The 12,167-nt window shown below is 60.9% G+C and carries 8 protein-coding genes; all 8 read right to left on the bottom strand.

All coding sequences use genetic code 11. From position 1 onward, the window contains the following. Positions 1-3: 3 nt before the first annotated feature. Positions 4-972: a MoxR family ATPase gene (locus tag I6E58_RS05850; RefSeq protein ID WP_129071858.1), complete on the bottom strand. Its 969-nt coding sequence runs from the start codon at positions 970-972 to the stop codon at positions 4-6. A gap of 43 nt (positions 973-1,015) precedes the next feature. After that, positions 1,016-6,601 carry an Ig-like domain-containing protein gene (locus I6E58_RS05845; protein ID WP_197131355.1) on the bottom strand — a complete coding sequence of 1,862 codons (5,586 nt, stop codon included), beginning with the start codon at positions 6,599-6,601 and terminating at the stop codon, positions 1,016-1,018. A gap of 143 nt (positions 6,602-6,744) precedes the next feature. Next, positions 6,745-7,452 carry a hypothetical protein gene (locus I6E58_RS05840; protein ID WP_197131353.1) on the bottom strand — a complete coding sequence of 236 codons (708 nt, stop codon included), beginning with the start codon at positions 7,450-7,452 and terminating at the stop codon, positions 6,745-6,747. Continuing rightward, a complete protein-coding gene (locus I6E58_RS05835) occupies positions 7,449-9,149 on the bottom strand; it encodes a serine/threonine-protein kinase (protein ID WP_197131350.1) in 1,701 nt (566 codons plus the stop codon). Before I6E58_RS05835 ends, I6E58_RS05840 begins: the two co-directional genes overlap by 4 nt. Then, positions 9,149-10,396 carry an FHA domain-containing protein gene (locus tag I6E58_RS14445; protein ID WP_197131348.1) on the bottom strand — a complete coding sequence of 416 codons (1,248 nt, stop codon included), beginning with the start codon at positions 10,394-10,396 and terminating at the stop codon, positions 9,149-9,151. Before I6E58_RS14445 ends, I6E58_RS05835 begins: the two co-directional genes overlap by 1 nt. A 5-nt stretch (positions 10,397-10,401) precedes the next feature. Further along, complete coding sequence (locus I6E58_RS05825) at positions 10,402-11,256, bottom strand: PP2C family serine/threonine-protein phosphatase (RefSeq protein WP_197131346.1); 855 nt, start codon at positions 11,254-11,256, stop codon at positions 10,402-10,404. Between the two features lie 112 nt (positions 11,257-11,368). Continuing rightward, complete coding sequence (locus I6E58_RS05820) at positions 11,369-11,818, bottom strand: DUF3592 domain-containing protein (RefSeq protein ID WP_197131343.1); 450 nt, start codon at positions 11,816-11,818, stop codon at positions 11,369-11,371. A gap of 137 nt (positions 11,819-11,955) precedes the next feature. After that, entirely contained in the window at positions 11,956-12,150 is a 195-nt protein-coding gene (locus I6E58_RS05815) for a hypothetical protein (protein WP_197131341.1), read from the bottom strand. Between the last annotated feature and the right edge of the window lie 17 nt (positions 12,151-12,167).

Raw genomic sequence — 12,167 nt, 5'->3', positions numbered from 1 at the left:
TTGTTACGACGCGCGGTACGCGGGCGGCTCGATGTCGACCAAGATGCGGTTGATGACGTCTTCGGCGAGCACCCCAGCGAACTCAGATTCGGGGTCGAGGATGACGCGGTGTGCGAGCACGGGAACGGCGAGATCCCGCACATCATCCGGAGTCGCATAGGTGCGCCCTTGGGTGATCGCCCAGGTCTTAATCGCCCGGGCAAGCGCCATGGCGCCACGCATGCTCACACCGAGCACCACGTCTCGGTCTTTCCGGGTGCCCTCAACGATGCTGTTGAGGTACTGCATGACCGATTCGTCGACAAACACTTCTGCCGCAAGCGCCGCCATCGCCACGATCGATTCTGGCTTGATGATTGGCGACACGAGAGAGGCTCGTGCCCGCGTTCCCGAATCCATCAAGAGCGAAACCGCGGTGGCACTGTCGGGGTACCCCAGCGTGGTTTTGATGAGGAAGCGGTCGAGCTGGGCTTCCGGCAGCTTGTAAGTTCCGGCTTGCTCTACTGGGTTCTGGGTTGCAATAACCAAGAACGGTGCTCCGACCGGATGCCCTTCCCCGTCGATCGTGACGACACCCTCTTCCATCACCTCGAGCAGCGCACTCTGAGTCTTGGGGCTAGCGCGGTTGATCTCGTCTGCAAGAACGATCGAGGCGAAGATCGGTCCGTGGTGAAACTCGAACTTGCCCTTCGACTGGTCGAAAATCTGCACGCCCGTAACATCCGAAGGAAGAAGGTCAGGGGTGAACTGAATGCGCGACGTGGTGCCATCGAGGGTGTTCGCGAGAGCCTTTGCCAGAACCGTCTTGCCCGTTCCCGGAAAATCCTCGAGGAGTACGTGACCGTCAGAAATCAGCGCCGTCAGAACTAAACGGATCACGTGATCTTTGCCCACGATTGCCTTGTCGACGTTGGCAATGAGCTTCTGGAAAGCACCAGCGAACCACGTCGCTTGTTCTTGAGTTACGGGCATTCGAAACTGTCCTCTTTCGTTGCTTGATCGTGTCGGGTGGTGTCTAGCATGCCGGGATGTCTTGCACGGCAACATTGGCACCGCGAACGCCATCGAAAATTGGCCAGACAACGAATCTTCCGTCAGCGTTGCCCGCAGTCCTATTCCAGACTTTCCACGCCGACGTGCGCTGATGACCATCAGCCCACCGGCCGGAATAGGAACTGCTGAAGGAGCCGTTTTGGTCGCCAATTTGAAGGGTGTGGTTTCCGTTGCTCTGGCCGCTCCAGTTGAAACCGAAGTTGTGAACGCCCGGTGATTCCCCATTGAAGTAGAAGCAGAACGAGACCGTCGCCGGCGTAACTATTGCCCCGGAGGTGCCGGTACCAGCTGCCCCGGCTCCGGCATTGTTTCGCGCAACGACAGTCAGCGTGTAGCTACCCGCCGCAGGGAGGCCCGTATTAGTAACGCTCGTGCCCGTCGTCGTGCCGGTAGCACCGTTGCTCAGGGTCCAGGTGTAGATGAGGTTGTCCGTAACGGCGGCACCACCCGGTGCCGCAGCCCAGGTCCACGAGATGCTGCCGGGAGTGGTGGCTTTGGTTACCGCCCCGGTTATTCCTGTCACGCGCCCCGGCACGGTTTGGTTCTGAACTTGCGCCGAATTCGAGGTACCTTCAGCGCTCCGCTTGCCACCGGAGTTCTCGGCGTAAACCGTGAAGGTGTAATTTCCCGCGGACAAGTTCGCCGTGGTCGTCGCGCTGGTACCGGTGGTCTCCCCCGAGTCGCCGTTGCTCGACGCCCAGTGATAGGTGGTCGTGCCACCGGTGCCGCCCACCGCGGGCCACGACGCCGACACTCGGCCGTTAGGCGCCCACTGGCTTTGCACTGAGGCGGTCACTACCGGTGCGGCGGGTGTGCCGTAAGGGGTGATCTGGTCGCTCGTTGGCGACCACTCTCCGGGTCCATGCTCGTTGATAGCGCGAACACCGAACGTGTAGGGCGTGCCGTTCTGAAGCCCCGTCACGGTGCACGCAGCGCCCGCTTCACAGTTTGTCGGGAGGGTGGCGACAGCCGGGGTCGTGCGTACTTCGTAGCTCACGATCGGCTTGCCGTTGGTGGCGGGCGCAACGAAGCGCCAGGTCGCCGATTTATCGCCGCCAATGGCCGAGCCCTCATCCCGAGTCGGCTTCTGGGCACCGTCGGGAACATCGCTCACGATCAGCGTTACCGTGCCATTGACGTGACGATCCGAATCCTCTGTGGCGTCGGCGATTGTGTACACAACCTCGATTTGACCGCTCTTGAGCGCCGCATCCGGCAGTATCGAAATCGAGTCGGCCGTGAACGTGACGTCAGCGGGCTCGCCCGTGTTTTGCACCTGCGCGTCGATAACGGTGAGGGCTTCGCCCGTAGTCAGATACGGATTTGAGTCGTTGGTCAATGGATTGACGGTGATGGTTCCGTCGCCGCGTTGCGACTCGACCACGTCGGACACTGCCACGGCAAGGGGCCGGGTGGAACCCACCACCGTTACGTTGATCGTGCCGGGGACCTCGAACTTGTCCCAACGCAGCATGACACCCAGCGTGATTTTCGTGCCTTTCGGAGTGGTGCGCGGAATGTTCAGACTGAGTTCTGAACCGCTGAGTGAGGCATCGAGACCGTCCGTGGCTCCCGTTAGATCGGAGTACTTGACCTCGTTGAGAATTGAATTGTTCGGGTGTGCCGTGGAGTCGCGCAGATCGATCGTGGTTGTTTCGCCCACTTCAACTTGCGGGCTCGGGCTCGTAAATTCAGGTGGGGTGTCTTTGAAATCTGGATCGCCCACGACGATGTTGAGACGAAGGCCGGCCTCGATGCCCGCCGGGTCGTTCTTTGACGCGCCGTCGGTCACGGTGAAGTTCACGGAGGCGGGGCCGCGGTAATCCTTGGCGGGAGTGAACGTGATGGTGTCTTTGTCGACATAGTTCGGCTCGCCGTTGCCCTGCACCGCACTGACGGTGCCCTCGTTCGGGATCCATACGTCACGGCCAGAAGGAGCGAGGACGATGTCAGAGAGCTTCCATTGTCTGGTCTCATTCATCGCCACGTATTGCACGGGCAAGTTGGGATCGATGACGGGAGGCTCGTCAAAGTTCTCGTCTACAGCCGCCGGAACAAGAATGAATGCTCGCGCGCTCAGATCGTCCAACTCGTTGGTGACGCTATACGTGATCGCTTTGCGCGTGGCACCGGGCGTCACCACGATTTGCCCGTTTATTTCAGCGAGCACACCCGCATCGGCATTCGCGCCCTCGAGGGCGACCACGAGGTCATCGGTTTTACCGGCCGGGTTAAACGCGTAGCCGTCAAAGAGGTCGATCGTAATCGATTGTTTTCCGGCGATATCTTTCTTCACGATGCTGACATCATCCGCGCTCGGAGGAAGAATCGGAGCGTCCTTGGTCACCTTCACCAGGACATAGCTGACCGCAGAACCGCCTCGGTCATTCGTCAGGGTGTAGCGAATCGAGAACGACTGTTCTTCGTCGGGCGCCGTGAGCAGCAGAAACTTGCGCCCGACGACTTCAGCGGAAACCCCCTCCGGTACATCAATGAGTTCGGGCTCGACGGAGATAGGCGCACCCTGAGGATCCGAGTCATTTTCGGAGAGATCGATCTGCGCTGTACGCCCCGGACGGATAGCGACGCTGTCGGGCACCGCGATGGGGTCACGGAGCTCGTCAGGCTCGGGGATTACCGCAATTTTCACTTCAGCGACGCCCGTCGCACCGAACGCATCTACTACTTCGTAGCTGAACGTGTCTGTGCCCGCTGCAGCGGGTGATGACTCGTAAATGAAGTAATCGGTGCCGAATTCCTTCACAGAACCGAGCGTCGGATTGGTCGGGAAACCCAGCAGTGTGGTCGAGTCACCATCGGGGTCGACCGTACTCAGGGGAATTTCAATACGCAGTTCGCCGCCGGCGAGGACGCGGGCAACGAGCGTTGTCGGTGTCGGGTCTTGATTGGAATCAGCGTCGACGGGAGTCACGGTAAAGCTTGCGGTTGCTGCCGCCGTCTCGCCGAAGGGATCCACGACGCGGTAATCGACCGTGTAGAGGCCGGGGGTGGTCGGCGCTTGAAAGCGGAGAGCATCCCTGCTGACGAAAGCGACACCGTCAGACGGCTCGCTGACAAGTTCGGGATCAAGAGACATTGAACTGTCATCGGGGTGAAAATCGTTGTCGAGTACATCGAGAGTGATGACATCGCCCGCACGAACCTTCGCGGCGTCGTCGAGCGCGACCGGTGGTTGGTGCTTGGTGAGAGCGGGCACGGGCACCACGGTGACGCCCGCTGTAGCCGTGCCAACACCATCCGAGATCGTGTACGTAAAGTTGACCTGCTTGGTGAGGGCCGCGGGCGACGTCACTCGAATCAGAGTGCTTTCAAGAAGCTCAACGACGAGTCCCTTATCGGTGAGAGCGGGATCGACATCGATCGATTGAATGGCGAGAACGTTTCCGCTTGGGCTGACATCGTTCGACAGCACCGAGACCGTCGTCGGTTCGTCTCCCCGCAAGTAGGCCGTATCTTTCACCGCGACGGGCGGAAGATCCGAGGAGTCGGGGGTCGGCTGCACATCGATACGCACTAGCCCGACGCTCGTATTTGCCCCCGCGCTCAGCGTGTACGTGAGGTAAAAGATTCCAGCGGATGCCGAACTAAAGGTGATCTCGCCGCGGTCGCTATCGAACGACGCGACCGCACCGTTCTCTGCCTCATCGAGCGCGATGAGTGAGAGTGCTTTACCCGACGGCGACAGGTCATTGAGCAATGGCTCGATCACGACCGTTTCGGTGGCGAACGCCGTTGCGAAGTCAGGGGTACCAACAGGATTGAGCGTTCCGGGGGGCTCAACGGTCACAATGAGCTCTCCAGGAACAGGAGTATTACTGCCGTCTGACACCAGGAAGGTGATCTCTTTTTCGCCCAGCTCCGAAGTCTGATGAGTGAAGGTGATGAATCCGTCGGGCGTAAAGCGAACAAGGTCGCCCGACTTCGGAGACGCTGCCACGAGAGAGAGGTCGTCTCCGTCGGGATCTTTCCAGTCGGCTAATACGTTGTAGCTGACGGTCTGGTTGGCCTCGACGCTGATACCTGCTTCACGAACGCTGAAGGGCAGTTCATTGCGCCCCTCCGGCACAACTGTCGCCGTCACGCGCGCCTGAGCGACACCTTCTCGTCCGTCGTCGATCGTGTAGCTGAACGCGATGGATCCGACAAACTCAGGAACGGGCGTGAATTGCAGCGCACGGCCGCCATCGATGAGATCGAGTCGCCCGGTCGATTCCGCTACCCGATCGTAACCGGAGATTACTAAGACGTCTCCGTCGGCATCCGTATCATTCTCGAGCACGGTGAACACGGTGGTGCGGCCTGGCCGAACTCCGTATTCGTCGTCGACAGCGACCGGCGCCCGGTTAGTTTCGGTACGTTCAGCAAGAGTGTCTTCGAAAGACTGAATCGACGACTTCTCGTCGCCTTCCTCTTCTGATTCAACGTCTTCCGGCGGGGTGACATCGTCCCAGTTCTCGACGAGTCGCATGTTGTCGTCGAGCAACCACACGTTTCCGTTCGACAAATTGTTGAGCGCTATTACCGAACCATTAACGCGGAACTCGAGCTCGCTGCCTTGAGTGGGCTCGGAGATCGCATGAGTCTGAACGTCGCCATCGGGGCACGCCAGCACGTAGCGTTGCGCCGACGCCCAAGCACCATGGGCGCAACCGTCGAGCGCGATCGGCGCCGAGACGCCGGAAAGGTCCGCCGCTGGAGTGGACATATCGGCGTCGATATCGGTGGTCTCGCCGTTGCCGAGATCAATCCACTGAAGCGAATCTGCAGTCGCCACGACGGCGAACTCGGATTCCGTGCTGGACTGCTGCAAGCGAAGGCCCTGCTTCGCCAGAGGGTAAATTGACCCGCTCTCGGTGACCAGCTCGTTGGTGGACTGGTCAAAGACGACCGCAGACTCGCCAGCGGCCGCGATCTGAAACTCGCCGACGGCCGGGAAGTCGGAGCGTACTGGTTCGTCCGCGATCGTGGCGACGCGGTAAACCGATTTCTTCTCGGAGGACACCGCGATGACAACACCATTAGCGGTAACAGCAGCACGCCCGCCAACCCCCAATTCGAGAACGGGCGGCGTAGAAATGTAGTTGAACTGCAGGTCGCCTACTGAGGGAACAATCCACAAGTCACCCTGTGGTGAAACGATCGCCAAGTTGGTTCCGCCGAAGGAGACGTCTGCCTCGGGCGGTAGGTCGATCGCGGAGGTCACTTCAGTCGTCGCAGGATCAACGGACTCAACGCGATGGGCAACGGGGTCGACCATAAAGAGGGCGTCACCATCTTGAAGAACATCGAACTGCGCGCTCGAGGCAATCACTGAACCGTTGAGCTCGTCAATTTGACGGTTGAGTCGGCCGCCAAGGAGCTGCTCGCCGTTGGTGACCCACACGTCGCTCGCGACAAGGTCGACGTCAGACACCGGGTAACCAGGGTGCAGCGCGGCCACGGTGAGCGGCACGCCGACAACGAGCGAGAGGGTAACTACCGAAGCAATAGTTTTGCGATTGGGCATACGGCTAACGGACAGCTTCACGTTGCACTTCTCCCGAACTCCGCACTACGAGCGTGCCTCTGTTTACGATGAAATTCTGCCCAGCAAATTACTGAATTATCCTAGCATTCGTGCGCACTGGGCAGGGCGGTGGGGCATGGGTAGTTCTGCCCTCCCCGCCCCAGTTATGGGGCCTCGTCTGAAGAATCGATGCGGTCAAGGAGATATAAATCGTCTTTATCCACTAGCCGAGTTGCCACGGCGTATTCCACAAGGCGCAATCGACGGTTGGTCGCCAAGTTGTCTTTTCCGCCCCGCAGGCCGGCCACTCCACGCTTCGCGAGTTTCTCGCAGACGTTGTCGAGTTTGCGGTTGAACGTGGTGATCGACCATCCCAATCGCGCGGCGACATCGGATGATGCGGGAATATCGCCGCGCCCCGGTGATGCTTGGCGTAACACTCCCTCGGCCAACCCGACGATGAGAAGTCGCTGCGACGACGTGAGCGGAATGGGGCCGATTGTCGTGGACCCGCTGGGGCCGGTCACCGAGGTAGCAGACGTGTAAAACTCGTCGCCCGTGTGAATCGTGAATTCGTACGTCGTGGAGCCCGCGCTAAACAGAACACTCATCTGCGGGAACACGATCGGTAACCGCGCCCCGGGTGCCAGCCAGGCCTGCACTTGCCCCGTGACATCCGTCACAGTTGCGGTGAGCAAGTTACCCACGTTGCTCAGCCACCACAAACCGAAATCTTCGTAAATGCGCAAAAACCGCCGGTGGAGGTACGGGTTGTCGTCGATGACGAGGTCCGACTCGCGACCGATATGAAAGTCATCAGGGCTGACGACCTCGTACCACTCGCCACAAAATTCGATCTTGAGAGGCTTCACTGGGGAAAACACGCCTCCAAGGGGTTTGCTGACTCGATTCCGGCCCGCACAATTCTCACGTCGGCGCAGAGCGTGGCTCCCGCAACGTAACCGTCGACGGCGATCACTCCCTCGTCTGACTGCGTCACTGGCTCGCTGTCGCGCCCGACCCGCTGCCAAATGACGCGATCGCCCTCCTCGAGCGGAGCCATGTCAATGGTGAACGTCACCGTTCCGTCAGACTCGGATGCCGAGATCAGCGTCGGGGTCGGCACGCTCTCCACGATCGCCGAAGTCGGCGCCGCCGAAGGCGCGGCCACCGTCGGCTCTTCTGAGGCGGGAGGATTCGTCACCGCGAGCGCGAGTACTACAGCGAGCGCCACGGCAGCCGCAGCGCCACCGACCACCCAGGCGAGCACTCGTCGGCGTCGCGAAACTGGCGGCGGCGGCGCAGAGCCAGAGCCAGAGCCCGCGTTTGGCTGCTCGACAGTGCTCGGCGACGCGGGCGTTGAACTCGCCGCCGGTTTACGCCGAACCACCGTCTCGCCGAAGACTGGTTCTGGTTCTGGTTCTGGAGGCTGCGCTACCTGCTGCGGCGCTCCGCGCAGTTGAGTTTCATCTGCGCCGAGGGCTGGTGCGGCCGAAATGGCACCCGACGCGGGCTGACCGATCGGCGCCATTGAAGCCGTCGGTGCCGCCGGTGCCGCCGGCTGGGCCTCGATCGTAGCGACTCCGCGCGCCCGCGTTGCATCATCATCGCCGCTGTCGTTCGCCGTACGGGCCACGTCATCCACTGCCAGATTGGGCACGTCAACCGTCGTGGGGGCATACCCCAGCTCTAGTTCGACCCGCTGCAACGCTCGAGCAAGATCGAGGGCGCTCGCGAAGCGATCTTCGCGCCGCGAAGCCATGCCCTTGCGAAGAACCGCAAGAAGGCTCGCCGGAACATCGGTACGAGTCAGCGGGGTAATCAGCCCTCGCTCGATACGCCCCATGAGATCGAGCGCGCCGTTCGAGCGCCCGCGCACCTCGAACGGGGTATGCCCGGCGAGGAGCGTGTACAGAGTCGCCGCGAGCGAGAATACGTCGGCGCGAACATCCGGATTCGGATCGTCTTCAAACATTTCGGGCGGCGACCACGGAACAGACATGCCGATCGAGGCTCCGGTAGTTGAACCGCTTTCTTCGATCTGCGGCGACCGAGAACTGGTGTGAAGTGGAATGTCGTCATCGAGCGCCGATGAGATGCCAAAGTCGGTGAGAGCCGGCCAGCCGTAGTCGTTTGTCAGGATGTTGGCGGGCTTGATATCACGGTGCAAGATTCCCGCTCCGTGTGCCGTCGCGACCGCGCCGCTGACCCGAATGCCCACGCGAAGCACATCGGTGACGGCGAGCGCCGCGCTTTTATACCGCTCGGCAAGGCTCGGCCCCGAGCAATATTCCATGACGAAATATGGTCTGTCGTCACTGGCTACATCGGCATGAAAAATGGACACGATGTATGGATGCGCTGACAACTGCGCCATCAAGTTGGCTTCTGCCACAAACGACGCCCTAGTTGCTGGCGCGAGGTCTTCAGTGAGCAACACCTTCACCGCGACCCGACGTTTGGGCAGGTGCTGATCGTACAAAAATACGTCGCTGAAGCCACCGGAACCCAGCAGTTTCACGAAGGTGTAGCCGGGTAGTTCGGGAGGAGTGGATGGCGCGCGGCGCATTACTCTGCCTCTCCGACGACGAGCGTGACGTCGCCGCCAAGATCGATCACTGTTCCAACGATGACGGCGGTCGGCTCCCCTGCGCGCAGACGTTGCGGTTGCCTTCCGGGCAAGACAACGAGCGTGCCGTTGCGAGAGTGCAGGTCGGTGACGACCACGGTGCCGCCTTCGACCGCCACCTGCACGTGGTTTCGGGAAATGTCTTTGTCGCCCGGAATAGTGACGAGTCGCGGTAACGCACCACTCGATACCTTGCTCACCGACGGCGAACGGCCCACCAAAATTGGCTGCGTGAGCAGTTCACGTGATCCGGTGGACACATCAAGATAGAGAACTGGTTGCGACTCGACGAGTGGCGCTGCTGCACCAACGACGCGTGCTCCGGATGACGCGGCACGATGGCTCAGGAGATCGCTGGTCATAATGGTGAGCCCATCGTGGTCACCTTCGCTGTCGTCGAGCGGGATCGGTTCCGGAGGTGTGATCGGGGCATCAGCACCGTCGTCGTCGAGCACGCCTGCGGCAGCAGAAACATCGCGCATGACCGTTTCACCGAAGAGGTAGTCGTAGGCGCTGCTGGAATCACTCGGGATGTTGTCGCCAACAGCTGGCGGCGGAGAGAAGTCGTCGACGGCGGGCTTATCGGCGATCGTCGCTTCGGATACACCGGCGAGCTGGACAACCGTCTCTGCGGGCGGAGCGGGCGGAGCAGCGGCAGCAAGAACCGGCGCAGGAGCAGTCGGCGCAGGAGCAGGAGCAGCAGTCGGCGCGGACTGGACTGTGCGACCTGGGGCGGAACCGTCGCGGATGCAGGTGATGCTCCCAGCGCGCACAACGCCATCCAGAATCGGAAGGGGATCTGAGCTGCGAACCTCGTGAACGGTGAGCTCACACTCAAGAACATCGTCGAAGTGGCGTTCCGCCCAGGTGCTTACACGCGCGCCGTTCACCGTCTCGGTTCCCCCGTGCGCTGTGATGGTCACGCTCACGGGGCCGCGAACAATGACACTCGCGCTGGCGTTATCCGCCTCATCCGCCGTCCAGCCGACGAGAGCGAACGATGGAGTAGCCGCGAGCCCCCTGGCGCTCAACAGCTCAACGGCAGCCTGAACGCCGTGAGAGCGTGCGGACCACAAGGCGTGCAGCAAGTGGTTATCCGTCGAATCTACGAACACAATCTGGTGCTCGCCGACCACTGCCGACCAGGGTGCGTCGGTGCTGGGTTCGTACAGGTACTTCACGCTCACTGCAGCTACTTTCTCGGTCGGGTTTGTTCAAGGTAGTGGGAGAAGTCACGTTCGGCAGTGTCTTCGTCCGCAGTGTGAGCAAGCCCGATGCGAGATGCTTCGATGACTACTACCGTCACGTTGTCAGATCCGCCGGCGGCAATCGCTCCGGCGACTAGACGGTTCGCCAGCGTCTCACCCTCGCTCACAGCCGCGCGATCCGCAAGAATTCCGGCGATGAGATCGTCGTCAAGCTCTTTAGTGAGCCCGTCGGAACACGCGACGAAGGTGTGCTGGGCGCCCGCGGGCAGCAGCCAGAAATCAGGGTTTACCGCCGAATGAATACCGAGCGCTCGAGTAATGATGTTGCGATCCGGATGCGATGTCGCTTCGAGCGCCGTAATGTGACCGAGCTCGATGAGTTCTTGAACAGCAGAGTGATCGACGGTGATCTGTTCCAGCTGACGACCGTTCCAGCTGTAAACGCGAGAGTCTCCGACGTTGAAGGCCATCCACCGCGGCTCGGGGTCTGCGCCGACTGTCACCAGAGCGATGCCCGACAGGGTCGTTCCCGAGACGGATTCGTTGGGAGCGTTCAACGCCATTACAGCATCGTTCGCTTCAGCAATCGCCTGCACAATGTGCTCGGGGGTACGAGTCTGGAGGTGCCCCACCGATCGCGCAATGCTCTGGACTACGCACTGACTGGCCCGGTCTCCGAAGGAATGGCCACCCATCCCATCCGCCACCACAAACAGGCCGGGCAGCACGAGAAAGCTGTCTTCGTTAATCGTTCGGTGAGGTCCACAGTCGGATGCCGCCGAGACGGTCATTCTCATAACCCCCTGCGGGAGGGCAATGTCGTAATGCTCCGAAACCATGCCGCGCCCCCAAGTTTTTGTCAGGTGTTAACGTAGCAATGATTGGCAGCGGGCAGCAGGAAACCCTCGAGATTGTCGTCACCGCGGCACATGCTTCGCCTGCTAACGGTGCCTACCGGTAGTCGGCATCGAGCACGACCGCTGCCGCCGGGTCGTTGTCGAGGTAGTGCACCTCGGCCACGGCGTTCGCGGCAAGGGCAGCCGCTTTGTCGAACGATGCTTCGTCGTAGCTGTGGTCGCCAAGAGCGATATAGGTTTCGCCATCGACCTCATAGCTGAACTCGAGGTGGACGACTTGAACGGTGTGACGCCCAGAGCGACTCGACTCATCGACAGTGTTGCCGGTCGGCACGGCCTGCGTGACGAGCCCGTTTTCGAGAATCTCGGCGGGGCCATCGTGCTTCTGCGTCGTCACTACACCGATTATCGCGATGATCGCGAGCGGGATTACAAAAAACCGGACGAGGTTCCAGACGGGCCTGCGTTTGGTCGGCTGCGGCGTCGGTCTGTTCGGCTGAGGTGTTGGTTCGTTCGGCTGAGGCGTTGACGAAATGTCGCTCATGAACTGGTCTCTCTGTCGCTGCCGGGCGCACAATCTGGGCGCGTGGCGGGCGTTTCCGACCACTCGAGCATGTGCCAATTCATAAGGTAGCAATGAATAGGCACCAGTCAGCGACGCTGAGGGACTCTGCCAGTGTCTCAGGCTGTGGTGGAGACCCGAGCGACCGAGATCACGAACTCGCCGAGACTGAGCTGCGTCACAGCGCCAACGGATTCCGCCTTACCCGGTTCGACCACAACTTCTTCAGACTGCAGATGCTGCAGGTGCACGCCGTCCGTTGAGTGCAGGTCGTGCACGATCTGTCTGATCGTTGTTTCGGCCGCGTGGGGCACTCAGTCTCCGAAGGTAT

The sequence above is a fragment of the Salinibacterium sp. SWN1162 genome (genome assembly GCF_015864675.1).
Classification (GTDB): Bacteria; Actinomycetota; Actinomycetes; order Actinomycetales; family Microbacteriaceae; genus Rhodoglobus.
Note: the sequence above shows the minus strand (reverse complement) of the source record. Positions and strands in the feature narration are given on the sequence as shown.

Coding starts and splice junctions, on each gene's coding strand:
- I6E58_RS05850 (WP_129071858.1), bottom strand. CDS start 972: ATGCCCGTAACTCAAGAACAAGCGACGTGGTTCGCTGGTGCTTTCCAG.
- I6E58_RS05835 (WP_197131350.1), bottom strand. CDS start 9,149: ATGCGCCGCGCGCCATCCACTCCTCCCGAACTACCCGGCTACACCTTC.
- I6E58_RS05825 (WP_197131346.1), bottom strand. CDS start 11,256: ATGGTTTCGGAGCATTACGACATTGCCCTCCCGCAGGGGGTTATGAGA.
- I6E58_RS05820 (WP_197131343.1), bottom strand. CDS start 11,818: ATGAGCGACATTTCGTCAACGCCTCAGCCGAACGAACCAACACCTCAG.